The organism is Burkholderia sp. BCC0506 (genome assembly GCF_902833145.1).
GTDB lineage: Bacteria > Pseudomonadota > Gammaproteobacteria > Burkholderiales > Burkholderiaceae > Burkholderia.
The window spans coordinates 46,262-64,832 of record NZ_CADFEN010000004.1 but is presented as its reverse complement, the minus strand read 5'-3'; the positions used below and the strand labels follow the sequence as shown (position 1 = coordinate 64,832).

Genomic DNA, 18,571 nt, shown 5'->3' with positions numbered 1-18,571 from the left:
CGCGAGGGCCGCCGCACCGAGCTCAAAACACGCGTTCGACCCAGCCGTGGCGATCGGCTTCGCGCCCGTTCTGGATGTCGAGCAGCGCCGCCTTCAGGCGCGACGTGACCGGCCCCGTGCCGCCTTCGCCGATCGTGAAGTCGTACGTCCGGCCCTTCACCCTGCCGATCGCCGTCACGACCGCCGCCGTGCCGCACGCGAACGCCTCGACCAGCCGACCGCTGCGCGCATCCGCCTGCCACTGGTCGATCGTGTAGCCCTCCTCCCGCACCGTGTAATTCAGATCCCGGGCCAGCGTGATCAACGACGCGCGCGTGATGCCCGGCAGGATCGTCCCGTTCAGCGGCGGCGTCTGGATCGACCCGTCGTCGAACACGAAGAACACGTTCATCCCGCCCAGTTCCTCGATCCAGCGGCGTTCGACCGCGTCGAGAAATACGACCTGCTCGCAGCCTTCGCGGGTCGCCTCGGCCTGCGCAGCCAGGCTCGCCGCGTAGTTGCCGCCGCATTTCGCGTCGCCCGTGCCGCCCGGCGCGGCCCGCGTGTAGTGCTCCGACACCCACAGCGTCACCCCCGACGCGCCGCTCTTGAAGTACGCGCCGACCGGCGTCGCGATCACGCAGTACAGGTACTCCGGCGACGGCTTCACGCCGAGCACCGCCTCCGTCGCGATCATGAACGGACGCAAATACAGCGCCGCGCCGTCGAACGCCGGAATCCAGTCGCGGTCGGTCCGGACCAGCGCACGGACCGATTCGACGAACATCGCCTCCGGCAGCGGCGCCATCGAGAGCCGCTCGGCCGAATGGCGAAAGCGCCGCGCATTCGCATCGGGGCGAAACAACGCCGCGCCGCCGTCCGGCAACCGGTAGGCTTTCAGGCCCTCGAAAATTTCCTGCGCGTAGTGCAGCACGAGCGTCGCCGGATCGAACCGGAACGGCTCGCGCGGCCCGATTTTCGCGTGATGCCACCCTTGTTCCGCCGAGTAGCGGATCGTCACCATGTGATCCGTGAAGACCCGGCCGAAACCGGGATTGGCGAGCAGCGCCGCGCGCTCGGCCGCCGCGACGGGGTGAGGATTTGGTTCGAATTCGAAGTGCTGGACGGAATCGGTGCTCATCGTTTGCCCCTTGATCGGCAGCGGGACCGTCCCGGCTGCTACGGGCAAAAATTTATCGTAGAAAAAATAATTTCAGGTTGCGTGTTCGACTTAAGATCGAGGCAGTTCAGCAATGCAATGCTTCGAAAATCGACTATCCAGGCATCGCATGCCTCAACCCACCGTACCGGATCAATGGCCATGATCGAGCTGGACGAAATGGACCGCCGCATTCTGAGAGCGCTCCAGGAAGACGGGCGCATCCAAAACGTGGAACTGGCGCAGAAAGTGGGCTTGTCGCCGTCACCGTGCCTGCGTCGCGTCAGGCAACTGGAACAGGCGGGTGTCATCGAGCGCTACGCGGCGCTGCTCGACGCATCGAAGATCGGCGCGGGGTTGACCGTCTTCGTCCGCATCTGGCTGACGAGCCAGGACGCGAAAACCGTCGACCGTTTCACCGAGGCGGTTCAACGTCTTCCACAGGTGCTCGAGTGCCACCTGATGGCGGGCGATTGCGATTGCCTGCTGCGTGTCGTGACCGCCGATATCGACGCGTACCGGAAACTCCAGATCGACCACTTGACCCGGATAGAGGGCGTGCAGAGCGTGAAGACCGAGATTCCGATGCAGAAGATCAAGCAGACTTCCGTGCTTCCGCTTTGATCGTGCATGCCGCTGCGGCACGCCGCATGCGAAACGCCGTTCCTGTCGGGCCGAGGAACGCGTTCGTCACCGGTGACGCATGCACATCGCCGCACCGGCATCTGCGTCGTATGAACGCTCGGCGGGGACTACCCGATGTCCATCACCGCCTTGCCCGACTGGCGGCGCTCCTCGAGGGCCGCATGCGCTTCCTCGACGTTGTCCAGCGTGTAGTGTCCGTTGATTTCGACATGCAGCGCGCGCTGCCCGATGGCGGCGAACACGTCGTCGGCGCGGCGCTGCACGGTGCGCGCGTCGGCGAGATGATCGGCGAGCCGCGGGCGTGTCAGGAAAAGCGAGCCGGCTTCGCCGAGTTCGTAGGGATCGAGATCGCGGATCGGGCCTGTCACCGAGCCGTAGTTGACGACCAGCCCGCGCACGCGGGTCGCGCGGAAGCTGTCGCGCAAAGTCGTCCTGCCGACGGCATCGAACACCACGTCCACACCTCGACCATCGGTCAGTTCGCGGATGCGATCCGCGAAGCCGCCGTTCTCGTAAAGCAGGACGTGATCCGCACCGCGCGCCCGCGCGATCGCGGCCTTGTCCGCCGTGCTCGTCGTGGCGAACACGTCGACGCCGCGCCGCTTCGCCAATTGCACCAGCAATTGGCCGATACCGCCTGATGCCGCATGGACGAGGCAGGTCATGCCGGCTTCGAGCTTCCCGACGTCGTCGAACAGATAATGCGCGGTCGAGCCCTGGAAGATCGCTGCCGCGGCGAGATCGTACGCAATGTCGTCCGGGATGCGTGCAAGCCGCGCGGCGGGGACGACTGCATACTGGGCGTACGCTCCCCACACGATGCACCACGCGACGCGATCGCCCGCGCGCACGGATGTGACGCCCGCCCCCACCTCGACGACCTCCCCTGCGCCCTCCATGCCGAGCGTGCACGGAATCCGCACGGGATAGGTGCGCGAATCGCGGTACTTCCCCTGTCGCGTGTGAACGTCCATGAAGTTGATGCCGGATCTGAGCGGCAGCGCCTATTGGGCGCTGATCCAGGACACGATCCCCGGCCCGAAACTCGGCAGTGTCGGCGGATGCGTGCATGCGATCGCGAACTGCGCGGGCATCGTCGGCCCGGCTGCCACCGGTTTTCTCGTGCAGGAAAGCCATACGTTCCTCAGCGCGTTCTTTCTCGCCGGCGGTATCGCGCTGGCCAGCGTGCTGGCCGTGGCGATACTGCTGAGGCCGCGAGCGCTCGCGCAGCGCAAGTCGAGCGATGCGCGGGTCTGTGGCTGACGGCCCGTGCCCACCTGTGAATCTCCGTTCTGCACACGATCAACATGAAACCCGATCCATCCGTCATTCGCGCATTCACACCGGCCGGCAAGCTGCGGGCATCGATCAATCTCGGGAACCCGATTCTCGCGGGCAAGGACATGTCGGGCGCCCCGACCGGCGTGTCGGTCGACCTGGCGCGCGCCTTCGCCGCAACGCTCGGCGTGCCGCTCGAACTGGTGGTGTTCGATACGGCGGGCAAGTCGGTTCAGGCGGTCAGCGACGAGCGGGCAGACATCGGCTTCTTCGCCATCGATCCGCGACGAGGCGAAACCATCGCGTTTACCGATCCGTACGTGCTGATCGAAGGCTACTACATGGTGCGCGACGAATCGTCGATTCGCGCCAACGACGATGTCGACCAGCCGTCGATCCGCGTGGCAGTGGGTGACGGAAGCGCCTACGATTTGTTCCTGACGCGCGAATTGAAGCATGCGCGGATCGTTCGGGCGCCGTCATCCCCGGCCGTCGTCCGAACGTTCCTCGATCAAGGCCTCGAAGTCGCCGCCGGCGTCAAGCAGCAGCTCGAGGCGGACGCACGTCGAACCCCGGGCCTGCGTTTGCTCGACGAGCGATTCATGGTGATCCGTCAGGCGATGGGTTTGCCGAAGTGCCGCGGGACGGCGGCAGCCGAAACGTTGCGCGCCTTCGTCGAGCAAGCGAAGGCGTCCGGATTCGTCGCCGAGGCCCTCGCGCGGCACAAGATTGCCGGCGCGTCGGTGGCGCCCGCTGCGTAGGCCGATGCCGCCCATGCGTACCGGTCTGGGCGTCAGTCCGACACGCGTGCGGTCGATCGCGTCCGGGCGGCGCCGACGGCAACGACCATGCCGCCCAGTATCGCCATGCCGGCGGCGGTCAGCGTCACGACGAGCGCAACGCGCCCGCGACCGGAGAAGAGCCCCACGAGCAGCCCGGCAAGCGGCTGCGTCGCGTTGTTCAGCAGGACGATGACGCCCGTCGTCTTGCCGTAGTCCCGAGGGGGGATGATCGCCTGCCGTGCGCTGCGGATGTACACGTTGAACATCTTGTCGAAACCGATGACCATCAGGAAGCCGGCCACGTACATCGCGATCGAACCCGACATGCCCATCACGAGGCCGCCTGCCGCGATCGCAACGAATGCGACGATGCCGAGCCGCACGCGCGACACCTCGATACGCGCGACGAACAACAGGATCGCGACCGTCGCGACGGCACCCGCGACCTGCAGTCCCGCATAGAAACCGCCGGATTGCCGGAACGCACCGGTGACCATTGCAGCCGACGTCGCAAGTGTCGTCCCGATCACGAGGTTTTCCGCCGCCGCCAGCAGGACCAGCCGCCCGAGCCCCGGCAGCGTGGCGACATGCGTCAGCGCCACGCCGAACGGCGCATACCACGGCCCGTCGAAGCGTTCGGGAGGCGCGACACGCGCCGTGCTGGTCCGTTGCCAGACGAAAATCAACATGTCCGCCGCGGCAAACAGTAACGCCGCGCCGGCGACGGCCCACTCCCAGGTGCGCCACCCCAGCAGCGCCGCCGCGACGATCGGCCCGAGCACGACGCCCAACTGATCGGCGAGCTGCGTATGGGCCAGCACTTTCTCGAAGCGCTGTTGCGGAAAAATCTGCGGCAGCAGCACCTCCCGGGCGACGAGACCCTGGCTCGTGAGCGCGCCGCATACGGCGGACAGCGCGATCAGCCAGCCGATCCCGTTCCACGCGACATAGCCGACGATGCCGATCAGGCAAGCGGCGGCCCGGCTGGCCTGGCTCACCCGCAGCACGCGAATCGGTGACACGCGGTCGCTCAGTGCACCGCAGATCGGGAAGGCAATGAATCGCGGAAGCGTTTCGATGAAAAACGCGAGCCCGGACCACGTCGCTTTCTGCGTGACCTGAAAGACGACGAGCGGCACCAGGAAGAGCAGCATCTGGTCTGCAAGCCGCGACAGAAAGAGAGAACCCAGAAAGGCCGGCTGGTCGACACGCATCACGCGTATGCCTCTGCAAGATTGGTCGGAAGGCGCCCGCGGGATACGCCCGCTTCGCGGGGCGCTCGGTACGTCGATCCGGACGCGCCGCCGATGTTGCGCTGCTCGGATCGATCCCGCTGACGAGCACGAGAAAGCATGAGATCCTCGCCCTTGCCGCCATTCAACCACGCGCACCGTCCGGTTGCAAACCGCAACCGGACGGTCGACAGGCCGATCGACCTCAATTGCTGAAGATCAGACCGCGAGCGGCGCCATTGACGTAAATCCGGCCGTAGGTGTTCCAGTCGCCGGCCATCACGCCGGAGTCGCCGAATTGGTGCGCGTCGTCGTTGAAGCGCGCCCACGTCGCGCCGCCGTCGTCGGAATGGTAAATGCCCCAGACGCCGTTCAACGTGCCTTCCACGTAGACCGCGGCCGAGTACGGCGAACCGGTCGGTGCCTTGCCCAACGCGATCACGGTGGCGCCCGGCGTGCCGTTGGCCGACGCAAAGGCGCCGAGCTTCGCCCAGGTCGCCCCCGCGTCCACCGAGTGGTACACGGCCGTGCCGTCGGCCAGCCAAAGATCGCCCTCCGCGTTCGGATTGACCGCCATCGACGTATCCCGCCACGCATTCCACGCCAGATTCGCGTTCACCGAGCCCTGGCTCAGCGTGAACGTGTGGCCGCCGTCGTTCGAGACGTAGATCTTGCCGCGCTGCCAGCTCCACGACGCACCGCCCGAATCGTACGCATAGACCTTGTTCGGGTTCTTGCGGTCCGCGGCCAGGCGGTAGGCACGCGGGAAGCCGTTCCAGACGGCGCTGAACGCCGGCAGGTTGGTCGCCGTCCAGCTGGCGCCATTGTCGGTGGTGTACGACGGCACCGAGTCCGGCGGTGCCCAGGTCACGTTGTTGCGGGACGGGACGACCAGGTTGCCCACGTTGCTCTGGCTTGCCGCGGCACCGTTGGGCAGCGACGCGAACGTCGCCCAGCTATTGCCGCCGTCGCCCGACCAGAAGCCCTTGGTGGCATGGCCGTTGGCGTTGTCGACGCCCGCGGCGGCGATGTACGTCGGATCGGACCACGACATATCGGCCGAATTGCCGCTGCTCCACGTGTTCAACGGGCCTTTCGTCGGCCTCGTCGAGAGGTCCGTATTGACCCACGTGCCGATGTCGCCGGCGCTGTTGATGAAGTTGTACGACGCACCGGGCGGCGCCGTGACGAGCGCGAGCGTCACGGTTTCCTCGAGGTTGTCGACCTTGGGGCTCCAGGTCGGCGTGGGCGACGACGCGTTCATGGTTTCACAGATGCCGCCGCCGTGGACGTGCATGATGTGATCGCGATTGGCGGGGTCGATCGCGACGCTTTCCACCCAGCCGGCGCAGCCATCCGATGCCGTGCCGGTATGCGGCATGCCGGCCTCGATTTCGCGCCACGTGCTGCCGCCGTCGTCGGATAGCTGGATGGTCTTGCTGGTGTCGCTCCAGCCGGTCATGCCCAGTGCGATTCGGGCGGACGCGCCCAGACCGGAGACGGACAGGCCGCCAAAGCCGTTGCTGTCGGAACTGTCGAGCAGCGTCCAGTTGCCGTCGTTGCTGCCGCCGAACCGGTAGAGATAGCTCGGCCCCCCGATGCCCTGGCCGACGCCCGCGTTGAACACCACGTAGAAGTTGCCGTCGGACGTGCGCACGACGTGCGGGATGTAGTAGCCGGACACCGTCGGCGGGACGGGCACCGGGGTCCACGAGAAGCCGCCGTTGGTGGACTTGTACAGCGTCGACGTCAGGCCCGCCGCGTTCGCGTAGTCCGGGGCGACGGTGGCCCACATGATCCAGGTCGGCTGGCCGCTACCCTTGCCCGACGTATCGAAGATCACCTGTTCGACGCCGATCGGGGAACTGCCGCCGCTGATCGTGGTGGAAGACAGCCCCGCAACCTGCGCCCATGTGCGGCCCGAATCGCCACTCTTCCACAGGCCGGCCGTACGCGACCCGTAGAACAGCGTCGACGGATTGTTCGGGTCGACCTGCAGGCGCTCGCCGGTGGCCCGGCCGTTGTCGTTGCCGCCTACCGGGAACGGCAGGTCGTAGTGCGTCCAGGTGTTGCCGCGATCGCTGGAGATGTAGATGCGGCCGTTGTGCCCCTGCGTCACCGTAATGCCGGTCATCATGTAGACGAGCTGGTCGTCGTTCGGGTCGAGTGCGAGGCTTTCGACGCCGTGGAAGTCGCCCTCGCCCGCACCGAAACCGATGCCGTCGGTGATCGGCGTCCATGTCGAGCTGGTCGCGTTCCAGCGGTACGCGCCGCCGACGTCGGTGCGTGCGTACAGCAGGCTCGCGTTGGTCGGATGATAGATCAGGCCGGTGACGTAGCCGCCCCCGCCCCACTTGACGCTGGTCCAGCTCGCCGCCGGCAGGTTGCTGCCGCTGCCGTTTCCGCCGATCTGGCCACGATTGGCGGCGACATTGGCGGCCAGACTGGACGCGCCTGTCGTGCTGTCGGATCCACCACCACAGCCCCATAACGTACACGCCACCGCCGCAGCGGCAATCCATCGCTGAGAAAACACGGTCATCGGAGAAATCCTTGAAGGAAGAGGTTCATCGCAGGGCCCGCCGTCGGGCCCTGCGCAATCAATTCGCCATGAGCGATGCAATCTGCGCAGCGCCGAGCGCACCGCGATAGATGCGGAAATCGTCGATCAGGCCGTGGAACGTGGCGTCGGCACTGTATTGCGATTTGCCCAGCCAGTTCTGCGTGGTACCGCCGAGGCGGAACGGCGCCTGGAACATCGCCGTGTTGGTACCGACGGGCGTGCCGTCCACGTAGATCGTGCCGGTCGAACCCGACAGCGTGACGGCCACATGCACCCATCGCTTGCTCGGCAGCTCGGTGGGCGCGTCGATGATCTGTTCCGGAGGGCCGTCACCGGGGCCGTTGGCCGTCATGGCGAAGCGCATGCCGGCCCAGCCGTTGCGCATCTGCCCGCGCGGCGTGAACATCATGTAGCGGTGAAAGCCCGTGCCGAAGTCGAACAGGCGTGCCCACGTCTGCGAGCCGTTCCAGAACACCCAGCTGGCGATGGTGAAGTCCGACACATCGGCCAGCAGAGCGTCGGGCAGCGCCACATACGCGCCCGAGCCGTTGAGCGAGACCGCGTTGCCGCTGCGCCCCGTTGCCCACGTAGCGCCGTTGAGCGTGCCATTGCGCCCGTTGCCCGAGCTATCGGCGGCCGTGATGCCGCTGCCTTCATCGAACGCGAAGTGCGCGAGCAACTGCTGCGCCGTGATCACTTTCACTTCGTTCGAGTGCGCCGATTCGCCCGCAATCGTTTGCGCCGTCACGACATAAAAATACGTGCCGGCACCGGCTGGCATATCCGTATAAGTCAGCAGATCGGTGATCCCGCTCTGGATGGTGCTGTACGGTCCGCCGGCAATGGTGGCGCGCTTGACGTTGTAGCTGACGGCGTTGCTGCTACCCCACCACGACAGCACCACCTTGCCCGCACTGGCGTGGCCGGTCAGGCCGCTCGGCGTGGCGGCAGGGGTGCCGGGGTCGAGCGTGCAGGTGAGCGTGCCGTAGCCAAGCTGGTCGAATCCGCCACTGTTGGGGCCGTAGTTGCCGCCGCCGCCTTCCGGTGCCACAAGCTCGGCTGCGCGCTTGGTGTAAGGCGCCGCCAGACCTTTGCGGTTGATGTAATGGTTGGCCACCAGCGCCCAGCAGGGCCGCCCCAGGGCGCTGCCTTGCCCGCCGGTGGAGAGCTGCGTCTGGATGACGCCGGCGCTGTTCTGGTACGTGACGAAAGGCACCGTGTGGAACGCGCCGTCCGCCTGCGTCAGGTTGGCCTTGGCCACGTATTCCGCGCCTGCGAGGAAGCGGTTGTTGTCGTAGCCGTACAGGTCGATGCCCTGATTCCACGCCATCTCGCAAATGGCGCCGGTCAATGCAATGCCGAGCACACTGTGCCCCTGGTCCCGGCCGGCTTCCTGCCATTGCCCGAGGTTGCCGGGATGCATGTAGTACACGGCTTGCCGGATACAGCCGTTACTGCCACCGCTCTTGAAATGCGTGACGGCCTCGTTGACGAGCTCGGCATCGTCGCACAGCACGCCAATGGCCAGGACGCACGCGATGTTCGCCAGTCCCCAGTTGGCCCAGTAGTGCGTGTCCATTGCGGTGTCGATACGGGTCAGGAAAGCATGGCTGACCGGGTAGAACACATTGCGCATCATCGCCTGAAACGCGGCGAGGCCGGCCGGGCTCCAGCCGCTGTAGCTGCGCATGATTTCGGCAGCGTTGGCGAACTCGTAGCCATAGATGCCGGCGGCGAGCGCCACGTCGCTGCCGCCGAGCGTCGTCAGCGTCGAGGCCCATTGGTCCAGATACTCCACCGCCTTGTCGGCGTAGCGCTTGTCGTCCGACACCTTCCAGCGCAGCGCGTCGCCATAGGCGGCGGCGATGTCGTTGTAGAGCGCGCCGTAGTTCTGGCCATGAGTGGGATCATTGCCGCGATAGATGCCGGCCTGCGGGTTCGGCTTGTTCGTCAGGCGCGTGTGACCGTTGGCGACGAGCACGTTCCAGCTGTCGACCCACGGGGACGCTTGCGCGCCGACTTTCGCGCGCATGCGTTCGAAATCCGCCTCGGTATGCAGCAAGCCGGGATGCGTGAAGGTGCGGGTTCGGGCAGTGCCTGCCGACGTCGCGCGTGCGTCGATACCGCCAGAAGTTGGAGCAACTCCGGACGCCAGGGCGCTGTTGTTTGCCGATGTACCCTCAGCGTCTGTAACCGCGTTACCTCCGTCACCGCCGCATCCGGTCAGAAGCGTTGCACCGAGACCCATCACGAAATGGCGTCGTGCAATATTCTCGATGTCGCCGAGTGGGACGATTTCCTCGGACAGCATCGTCGATGCTCCCTTGTCTCGCATGTCTGGATCCCCTGTTTTTTAGCTATCGTCAACGCGACAAAAATGTACTATCCGTTCCGTATTCATCAGGAACGGGAAGCATTCTATCCAGTGTGATAGGGATCCAATCAAGCGGAAAATAACAAATTCACCGATGACACGCACTTGTCACATCGATGATGCAAGGATCGAGGCATGCACGAGGCGGCCGGGCACAGCCGTAGAACAGAGCAAAGGTCGTCACCGTTTGCGAAGTACACATGGCGCTTCATCGGCCGACGCCGACGCGGACCCGCAAGACTTCCCCGGAATCCAGTCTATTCGTCCAACGAAATAAAATCGTCGCCGACCGTTGTGTCGCGCAAAGCGGCGTCGACTCCCCCTGCAGTGTCGGCAGCGCCTGCCTATCGCCCCAACACGCGCTCCACCAACCTCACGAAATAACTCGCCCCGACCGGTAGCAACGCATCGTTGAAGTCGTAACTGGCGTTGTGCAGCAGGCAAGGCCCGCCGCCATGACCATGCACGCGATGGTCTCCCGCCCCGTTCCCGAGGAATGCATAACAACCCGGCTTCTCGCGCAGCATGAACGAGAAATCCTCCGCCGCCATGGTCGGATCGACGGCAGCGTTCACATGCGCGTCGCCCACCAGCTCGCGCATCACCGCCACCGCCACGGCCGTCTGCTCGGCGTCGTTCACGGTAGCCGGATACTGGCGCTGGAAATCCACCTCGCTCTCGCAATCGAAGGCCGCGGCCGTCGCGGCCACCACGGCGCGCATACGCGTCTCGATCAGGTCGAGCGTCGCATCGGAGAAGGTCCGCACCGTGCCACCGAGCCAGGCATCGGTCGGCACGACGTTCATCGCCTCGCCCGCATGCACTTGCGTGACCGACAGCACCGCGCCGTCGACCGGATTGCGGTTGCGCGTGACGATCCCCTGCAGCGCATTCAGCACCTGGCCCGCCGCGAACACCGGATCGCGGCCGAGGTGCGGCATGGCCGCGTGGCAGCCGGCACCGCGCAAGTCGATCCGGAACAGGCTGGTCGAGGCCATCAGCGGCCCCGGCCGCACCGCGAAATCGCCGGCCGCGATGCCGGGCCAGTTGTGCAGCCCGAACACGGCATCCACCGGGAAACGCTCGAACAGGCCATCCTCGATCATCGCGCGTGCGCCGCCGCCCGCTTCCTCGGCCGGCTGGAAAAACAACTGCACGGTGCCGTCGAACTCGCCATGCCGCGCCAGGTGGCGCGCGGCCCCCAGCAGCATGGCGGTGTGCCCGTCGTGGCCGCAGGCGTGCATCGCGCCGGGCACCGTCGAGCGATGCGCGAAAGTGTTGGCCTCCTGCACGGGCAGCGCATCCATGTCGGCGCGCAGGCCGATTGCGCGCGCGCGACTTCCGCGCTTCAAGGTGCCGACGACACCGGTGCGACCGACGCCGCGCGTGACGGCATAGCCCCATTGCTCGAGCCGCTCGGCGACGAGTTCGGCGGTGCGGAACACGTCGTAGCCGACCTCGGGATGGGCATGGATATCGCGGCGGATCGCCGTCAGTTCGTCGGCGTACGCGACGATGGAATCGATCAGTTTCATGCGGAGGGAAGCGCTTTTGTCATCGTCGCGACAGGACGGCGGGCCGGTCCATGCCGGCCGCCGCCGCGCCGCGAGGCATCAGATATGGAACAGCTGCGCCACCAGGGTCGCGCCGATGAAGGTGCCGGCATTGGCCACGAAGGACACCAGCACGATGCGCCAGCCGAGCCGGCGAAAGGCCGGGATGTCCTTGGCGATCGACAGCCCCGCGAACACCAGCATCGGCGTGGTCACCCCGAGGAAATCGTTGTGCGAGCCGAGCGCGGCGATCTGCGCAGCCCACGGGGACCACGGCGAGGTCAGGAACATCGCCACCACCGATACCCAGCAGACCGCCGGAATCCGTCGCCCCGTCACGCGCGCCAGCGCATCGCCGACGATCGTCGCGCCCACCATGATCGCGATTCCCGGCAGTCCCACGAGCGGCGTGGTGCCGTGGGCGATCCAGTCGCACACGAGCGCCATCGCGGCCGTCACGATCCAGGCCAGCAGCTTGCCGCCGTAGCCGAGCGCGGGCGCCTCGGTCCGCACGTCGCCCAGCGACGGGCTGGCCGCCTCGGGCTGCGCCGATGCCTTCGTGGTGCGGCCGATCAACGGCTCCAGCACGCGATAGCCCCAGACCGCGAGCGGCAGCGAGATGAACAGCGTGAAGTAGGTACCGATGGTGGTGGTGATCAGGTTGCTGGCCGCGGCGAACGCGAGCACCGATTTCGCCGTCTCCGGGTCCTGCTGCGCGGCGATCGCGCCCGAGGCGGCCGCCATCATGCTGCCCGAGCCGACGCCCGAGCCCATCGCCAGCGCGAGCGGATCGAAGATGCCGAGGCTGGTCACGAAACCCGCGAACACGGCGATGAACACCGCACCGAACACGGTGCCGGTCAGGTACTCGGCCAGCACGCCGCGGCCCTCGGCCGAATCCATCCCGTACTTCTCGCCGATGATCGCGAGGCTCGGCTCGCGGCCCACCGAGAACGTCGCGCCAATCGCCTCGCGCTTGATGCCGAGCAGCAACGCGAGCGGCAGGCCGAGCAGGATGGTGCCGACGAAGTGGCCGAATTCCTGGAAGGCCAGCGCCCAGCCCGCCGACGCCAGCTTGGGCAGCGCGCTGCCCACCATCAGCCCGAGCTTGGAGACGAACAGCAGCAGCGCCGGCTGCAGGATCGCGGCCGCGAAGAACTGGTCGGGCACGCTCAGGCGCGCGCTGCCGTTCCAGCGCGCGCTGGCCAACCCGACCGCGGCGCCGAGCAGCAGCGCCCAGATCATCGGCAGCAGCACGACCTTGCCCGGCCCCAGCTTGAACGTGAACGAGCCGATCCATTCGGCGACCAGCAGGATGCCGGCCGCGTAAAGCAGGACCTTGGCGGTGGCCGCGCCGCCAAGCTCGCGGCGCTCGATACCCAGTGCGTGTTCCATGACGAGTCTCCCCTTGAAGCCCGGCTGCCGTCGCATGCGGGCCGGTGGTTACAGATAACCGAACGCGGTGGGCGGCGCTTCGGCCGTCTCGACCCACACGCTCTTGGTCTGCGTGTATTCGTACAACGCCTCGACCCCGCTCGAGCGGCCGTAGCCGCTCATGCCGTAGCCGCCGAACGGCGACGCCACGTTGATGGTCTTGTAGCCGTTGACCCAGAAGGTGCCGGCATTCACCTGCGCGGCCACGCGATGCGCGCGCGCCACGTCGGTGGTCCACGCCGCGCCGGCCAGGCCGAAATCGGTGTCGTTGGCGATCGCGATCGCCTCCTCCTCGGTGTCGAACGGGATCGCGGCCACCACCGGCCCGAAGATCTCGGTGCGCGCCACCTCCATCGCATTCGACACGCCGGCCAGCACGGTGGGCGCCACGAAGTAGCCGCCGCGGCCCTCCGCGACGCGCTCGGCGGAGCCACTGACAAGCGTGGCGCCAGCCGCCACGCCGCGCTCGATCATCGACATCACGTGGTCGTACTGCTTGCGATTGTTGATCGGCCCCACCTCGGTCGCATCGTCGAGCGGCGCGCCGACGCGGATCTTCTTCGCCCCGGCCGCCACCATCGCGACGAACTCGTCGTAGACGGCGCGCTGCACCAGCAGACGCGAACCGGCCACGCAGCTCTGGCCCGCGCCGGCGAAAATCGCCGCCTGGGCGGTCAGCGCGGCGCGCTTGAGGTCGGCATCGGCGAACACGATATTGGCCGACTTGCCGCCCAGCTCCAGCACGCACGGCAGCACGCGGCGCGCGGCGGCCTCGGCGATGCGCGCGCCGGTGGCCGGCGAGCCGACGAACACCACCTTGCTCACGACGCGATGCGCGATCGCGGCCTGCCCGGCGGTGTGACCGAAGCCGGCCAGCACGTTGACCAGGCCGCGCGGCAGCCCCGCCCGCTCGCCGAGCCTCGCGACCGCCAGCGACGTGAAGGGCGTCAGTTCCGAGGGCTTGAGCAGCACGCCGTTGCCCATCGCCACCGCGGGCGCCACCTGCCAGCCGCAGGTGAACACCGGCGCGTTCCACGGCGTGATCTGCAGCACCACGCCGGCCGGCTCGCGGCGGGTGTAGTTGAGGTGCGAGGTCGGTACCGGGATCACGCTGCCGTAGAACTTGTCGGTCCAGCCCGCGTAGTACTCGAACATCTCGGCGACCTTGCCCACCTCGCCCCGGCAGTCGCGGATCGGCTTGCCCGAGCCCAGCGCCTCCAGCCGCGCGATCGCCTCGGCCTCGGCGCGGATCGTGCGCGCCACCTCCTGCATCACGCGGCCGCGCGCGGCATGCGTGAGCGCCCACCATTCGCGCTGCGCGCGGCGCGCGCTGTCGGCGGCATGGTCGATCACGGCTGCGCCGGCGTCGCGATAGGCGAGCGTGGCCTCGCCCGTCGCCGCATCGTCGAGCTGGATCGTGTCGCCCTGGCCGGCGACGAGTTCGCCGTCGATATACGAGCCGATCGTGGCGGCACCGGGGAAGAAATGCGCGAAGGCGGCGAGCAACTGGTCTGCGTGCTGGGTCATGTCGGGTTTCCGTATGGGTGAGTCGAGCGGGATCGTGGCGCGGCTGCCCGGCCTCAGGCGGGGTCGAGGAAGTCGACGATGCGGTTGAAGTCCTCGCCGTCGGCGACGGAACCCTCGCTGGCGGCCCACACGCGCGCCGCCTCGCGCGCCACCGGCGCGACGCTGTCGAACTGGTCGAGCAGCCCCAGCGCGAGCCGCACGTCCTTGCGCATCAGCTTCATCGTGAAACCGGAATCGAACTTGCCGTTGAAGATCCAGGTCGGGTAGTTGGTCAGCGTCGCGCTGTTGCGGCCCGAGCCGCCGTTGAGCGCCTCGACGAGCTTTTCCGGATCGACGCCGGCCGCGCGCGCCGTGCGCACCGCCTCGCTGGCGACCAGCAGGTGCACGCCGGTCAGCAGGTTGTTGAGCAGCTTGGTGACGTGGCCGGCGCCCACCGGGCCTACATGCACGCGCTTGGCGCTGATCGCCGCGAGGATCGGCTCGACGGCTGCGATATCGCTGTCGGAGCCGCCCAGCACCATGGTCATGGTGGCGGTGGCCGCGCCCTTCGGGCCGCCGCTCACCGGGCCGTCGACGAAACCGATGCCGCGCTCGGCCAGGGCCGCCGCGACGCGCCGCGTGCTGTCCGGATCGGCCGTGGTGGTGTCGATCACGATGCTGCCCGGTTTCGCGTTCTCGAGCACGCCGCCCGCGCCCAGCACCACCGCCTCGACCACCGCCGACGTCGGCAGCGACAGCAGCAGCACGTCGGCGTCGCGCGCGATCTCGGCCACCGAATCGCACGCCGACAGCACCGCTTGCTCGGCCAGCGCGCCCGCCACGCCCGGCGCCGCGTCGTAGCCAAGCACCGCGTAGTCGCCGCGCCGCAGCGAACCCGCGATACCGCGCCCCATGTTGCCCAGACCGATCACGCCCACCGTTTTCATCCGACGACTCCCGTTAGCTGTTGGTTCGAGGCCGGCACGCCAGCTTGCGCCTGCCTTGCATGGCTACGATGTTCGGTCCGGCGATCCGTATAATCAATCAACGCCAATATTGGAATTGTTCTCTTTTTTAGAACGCCTGGATCATGAGCGACACCCTGACCGACAGCCGGATCGTCTATTTCTACGAGGCCGTGCGTTGCGGCACGATCCGCGCCGCGGCCGACTGGCTCGACGTGGCGCCTTCGGCCGTGAGCCGCCAGATCGGGCTGCTGGAGAAGGAGCTCGCCGCCACGCTGGTGGAGCGCCACGCGCGCGGCGTGACGCCCACCGAGGCGGGACGCTGCGTGATCGAATATTTCCGCGAGCAGCTCGCGCACCGCGACGACCTGATCTCGCGTCTGCAGGAGCTGCGCGGGCTCAAGACCGGCCAGGTCAGCCTCGTGCTCGGCGAGGGCTTCGTCTCGGATCTGCTGGCCGGGCCGATGCAGCAGTTCTGCCGTCAGTTCCCCGGAATCCGCGTCAACCTCGACGTGGGCAGCACCAACGACGTGATCCGCAAGATCTCGAACGACGAGGGCGAAATCGGCCTCGTCTACAACCCGCCCGCCGAGCCCAAGCTGGTGTCGCGCGCGTCGAAGCGGCAGCCGATGATGGCGATCGTCGGCCCCGACTTCCCGCGCCGCAGCCACAAGGTGCTGACGGTGCAGCAGCTCGCCGCCTACCCGCTGGCGGCTACCCACCCGTCCTACGGCACGCGGCAGATGATGGAGGCCGTGGAATACGCCGAGCGCGTGCGGCTCACGCCGAGCGTCACCACCAATTCCTTCGCGATCCTGAAGGAGTTCGTGAAATCGGGGCTCGGTATCGCGGTGATGCCGGCCTTCGCGGTAACGGCCGAGCTGCAGGCCAGGGAGCTGTTCGCGATCGAGATCGCGCATCCGATCCTCGAGAACGCCGAGGCGCACATGGTCACGCGTGTGGGCCGCAAGCTCTCGGTGGCCGCCAACAAGATGCTGCAGATGATGACGGGGCAGATGCGGGCGTTTCGCTAGCGGGGATGGCCCTGACTCGTGCTTCTGCCCGCGACGCGGGGTTGGGTGGAGACGGTTTCATGAAACCGCTGATCGTATTCGTAACGCCTCGCTGTACCCGAGACACCCGGATATTCCAAAGTCGTCGCGCTCGCCCGGTGCTAGGCGAATGACGTTCCGCGAGCAGCCCTCGTTCCGCTCAAGAAAGTTGGTCGGTGGCCTTTAACGCTGATCGAAGCAAAGGTAACGCTACGTGCCCGTGACGGCCCACACACCTCGCTTCCGACACGCAGTGATATTACTCGGGTGTCGGCGCGATCGCGACCAACAGACCGTCGATGTGCCGATCGAAGGCATCATTGTTCTCGAAAGACACCTACAGCACGGTTTGGCCGCCCAGGGGGTCGGCGTGCGTGCCACGCCGGCCAGCACATCGCGCCCGACGCGCCCGACGCGCTCGACGCGCGCGGGGGCGCGCCCCCGGCCGTGGCCGCCGGGGCGTGCTCCGGCTGCGGCGCCTCAACGAGACTCGCCTCCATCAGCGCGAGCGCGGCGTCCGAGCGATCGCGCAGGCGACTATTGCGCGCGTCTTTCCGATCGAGCGCTGGCGACGAAGCCGGCGGATAGGTTTTGACGTACAGCGCGACGAGCTCGCGCTCGCTGTAGAACGCGTCGGGGAACGCCTACACGTGCTGTTCATGACGCTCGAGGATGAGACCGGGCAGGTCAACGTGATCCTCTGGCCAGGTCTGTTGGAGAAGTTTCAGAAGGAAGCGCTCGGCGCCGCGCTGTTGGCCGTGTACGGCGTATGACGGGCCGAAGGTCAGGTGCGGCATCTGATCGCGAGCTAGCTCGTCGACAGGACCGAGTTGCTCGGCGCCCTACCGACGACGTCACGGGAGTTCTGTTGACCGCCGTAATCCCCGTCGAACGCGATTGCCCACTGTCGCCAATCGGCCATCATATAGCCCGACGACGATCCGGCGGATCTGCTGTGGCATCTCGACGGGATTGCGGCGCGACCGTAGCGCTCGGCGGCCCGCGCGCATGACGTTCATGATTTCGGCCGCAGTACGACGATGCCCGGCGTGTGCGCGACATACGCAACGAACGGCGAATCGACGACCTTGCGATTGATGTCGAGCGACGACGCATTGCGCAGCATGGGCCCGCGATCGGTCATCACGAAGATGCCGACGTGCGTGACATCGAGCCCGTCCGCCGTCGCGTAGATGCCGATGTAGTCGCCCGTCTTAAGCTGATTCACAACGTAGGCGTCGACGAAGGCAGCCGGAATGAATGTGATCGCGCGGTACGTGGCCGGTAATCCGGCCACGTACGCGCGGCCGTCGCTTCGAAGGTTCAGCATCTTGTGGACCGTCACCGCACGCGGGCTGACGCGGGCCGTGACGTCGTCGACGTTGCGAAATGGCCGGTACGCCCAATCGGTAAAGAAATGCTTGCGTCGCAAATAGGCGACCTCGCCGTCAACATAACGCGTGTCGATGAGGTTCAGCATGAACGTCATTTTCGTCGTGGACTTGCGCAGTGCTTCGACGTAATCCGCGAATGTGAAGCAGTCCATCCCCTGCAGATCGACCACAAGCTGCTCGGGCACGCTCGGCGAACCGACCAGCGTATCGTCGCGATACGGCGTGCCGAGCAGTGCGCGCGACATGCGGTCGATCGCCTGCCCGGCGTCGTCCAGTGGGTGCGCGGCACGCTCGGCGAGCAGCATATCGAGCCGATCCGACGACGCGGCGTCCATCTTGACGGCGATCGACCCCGATGGCGGAAAGAACGCCGCCCCGTCGGCCTGCGTGCTATCGGCCCCGTCGCCGCCGCATCCCGCCAGAACGGCCAGCAGCAGCGCAGAAATGGTTTTTTTCTTCATGTTGATCCGCGACAAGAAATCGAATACCGGAAAATCGAGGCAGCCCACCCTCCGGCGAGAATCGATCCGAAATGCCGCCGATCGACTCACGCTCGGTTCACAATGGAAATGTGTCGGGAAAAACTGCCCGGCTTCGATTCTAAAAGTCCTCGTTCGTGCAGCACAATCAGACGAACGCTTCAATAAACCAGCGA

The 18,571-nt window shown here is 66.8% G+C and carries 14 protein-coding genes and 1 pseudogene; 5 read left to right on the top strand and 10 right to left on the bottom strand.

What is annotated here, in order from left to right; translation table 11 throughout:
- Positions 1–22: 22 nt before the first annotated feature.
- Positions 23–1,120 carry a branched-chain amino acid aminotransferase gene (locus HWX62_RS10305; protein WP_175928694.1) on the bottom strand — a complete coding sequence of 366 codons (1,098 nt, stop codon included), beginning with the start codon at positions 1,118–1,120 and terminating at the stop codon, positions 23–25.
- Between the two features lie 183 nt (positions 1,121–1,303).
- Here HWX62_RS10305 and HWX62_RS10300 point away from each other — a divergent pair, with 183 nt between their 5' ends.
- On the top strand, positions 1,304–1,762 hold the full coding sequence (locus HWX62_RS10300) for an Lrp/AsnC family transcriptional regulator (protein ID WP_027806114.1): 459 nt from the start codon (positions 1,304–1,306) through the stop codon (positions 1,760–1,762).
- Between the two features lie 128 nt (positions 1,763–1,890).
- Here the strand turns inward: HWX62_RS10300 and HWX62_RS10295 are convergent.
- Positions 1,891–2,772 (bottom strand): annotated as a pseudogene (locus HWX62_RS10295) (quinone oxidoreductase); the annotation flags it as partial.
- Between HWX62_RS10295 and HWX62_RS10290 the strand changes: the two are divergent.
- Positions 2,756–3,046 (top strand): MFS transporter, encoded by a 291-nt coding sequence (locus HWX62_RS10290; protein WP_244136018.1) that lies wholly within the window; start codon positions 2,756–2,758, stop codon positions 3,044–3,046. The pseudogene HWX62_RS10295 and the gene HWX62_RS10290 sit on opposite strands and share 17 nt — an antisense overlap.
- Positions 3,047–3,090: 44 nt before the next feature.
- Positions 3,091–3,822 carry an ABC transporter substrate-binding protein gene (locus tag HWX62_RS10285; protein WP_175928695.1) on the top strand — a complete coding sequence of 244 codons (732 nt, stop codon included), beginning with the start codon at positions 3,091–3,093 and terminating at the stop codon, positions 3,820–3,822.
- Between the two features lie 32 nt (positions 3,823–3,854).
- On the opposite strand, the gene HWX62_RS10280 is transcribed toward HWX62_RS10285, so the two are convergent.
- The 7 genes from HWX62_RS10280 to HWX62_RS10250 all read right to left on the bottom strand — a co-directional run bounded on the left by HWX62_RS10280 (position 3,855) and on the right by HWX62_RS10250 (position 15,452).
- Complete coding sequence (locus HWX62_RS10280) at positions 3,855–5,057, bottom strand: MFS transporter (protein ID WP_175928761.1); 1,203 nt, start codon at positions 5,055–5,057, stop codon at positions 3,855–3,857.
- A gap of 223 nt (positions 5,058–5,280) precedes the next feature.
- Positions 5,281–7,617, bottom strand: a complete 2,337-nt coding sequence (locus HWX62_RS10275) for a dockerin (protein ID WP_175928696.1) — start codon at positions 7,615–7,617, stop codon at positions 5,281–5,283.
- A gap of 58 nt (positions 7,618–7,675) precedes the next feature.
- Positions 7,676–9,949 carry a LamG-like jellyroll fold domain-containing protein gene (locus tag HWX62_RS10270; RefSeq protein ID WP_175928697.1) on the bottom strand — a complete coding sequence of 758 codons (2,274 nt, stop codon included), beginning with the start codon at positions 9,947–9,949 and terminating at the stop codon, positions 7,676–7,678.
- Positions 9,950–10,356: 407 nt separating this feature from the next.
- Complete coding sequence (locus tag HWX62_RS10265) at positions 10,357–11,547, bottom strand: M20 aminoacylase family protein (RefSeq protein WP_175928698.1); 1,191 nt, start codon at positions 11,545–11,547, stop codon at positions 10,357–10,359.
- A gap of 78 nt (positions 11,548–11,625) precedes the next feature.
- A complete protein-coding gene (locus HWX62_RS10260; RefSeq protein WP_175928699.1) occupies positions 11,626–12,960 on the bottom strand; it encodes a DUF3100 domain-containing protein in 1,335 nt (444 codons plus the stop codon).
- A 48-nt stretch (positions 12,961–13,008) separates the two neighbouring features.
- Positions 13,009–14,526, bottom strand: coding sequence for an aldehyde dehydrogenase family protein (locus tag HWX62_RS10255; RefSeq protein ID WP_175928700.1), 1,518 nt, complete (start codon positions 14,524–14,526; stop codon positions 13,009–13,011).
- Between the two features lie 53 nt (positions 14,527–14,579).
- A complete protein-coding gene (locus HWX62_RS10250; RefSeq protein WP_175928701.1) occupies positions 14,580–15,452 on the bottom strand; it encodes an NAD(P)-dependent oxidoreductase in 873 nt (290 codons plus the stop codon).
- Positions 15,453–15,595: 143 nt separating this feature from the next.
- Between HWX62_RS10250 and HWX62_RS10245 the strand changes: the two genes are divergently transcribed.
- Positions 15,596–16,504: a LysR family transcriptional regulator gene (locus tag HWX62_RS10245; RefSeq protein WP_175928702.1), complete on the top strand. Its 909-nt coding sequence runs from the start codon at positions 15,596–15,598 to the stop codon at positions 16,502–16,504.
- Positions 16,505–16,983: 479 nt separating this feature from the next.
- Positions 16,984–17,295, top strand: coding sequence for a hypothetical protein (locus HWX62_RS33195; protein ID WP_175928174.1), 312 nt, complete (start codon positions 16,984–16,986; stop codon positions 17,293–17,295).
- A gap of 242 nt (positions 17,296–17,537) precedes the next feature.
- Here the strand turns inward: HWX62_RS33195 and HWX62_RS10235 are convergent, their stop codons facing one another.
- Complete coding sequence (locus HWX62_RS10235; protein ID WP_244136017.1) at positions 17,538–18,467, bottom strand: N-acetylmuramoyl-L-alanine amidase-like domain-containing protein; 930 nt, start codon at positions 18,465–18,467, stop codon at positions 17,538–17,540.
- Positions 18,468–18,571 lie beyond the last annotated feature (104 nt).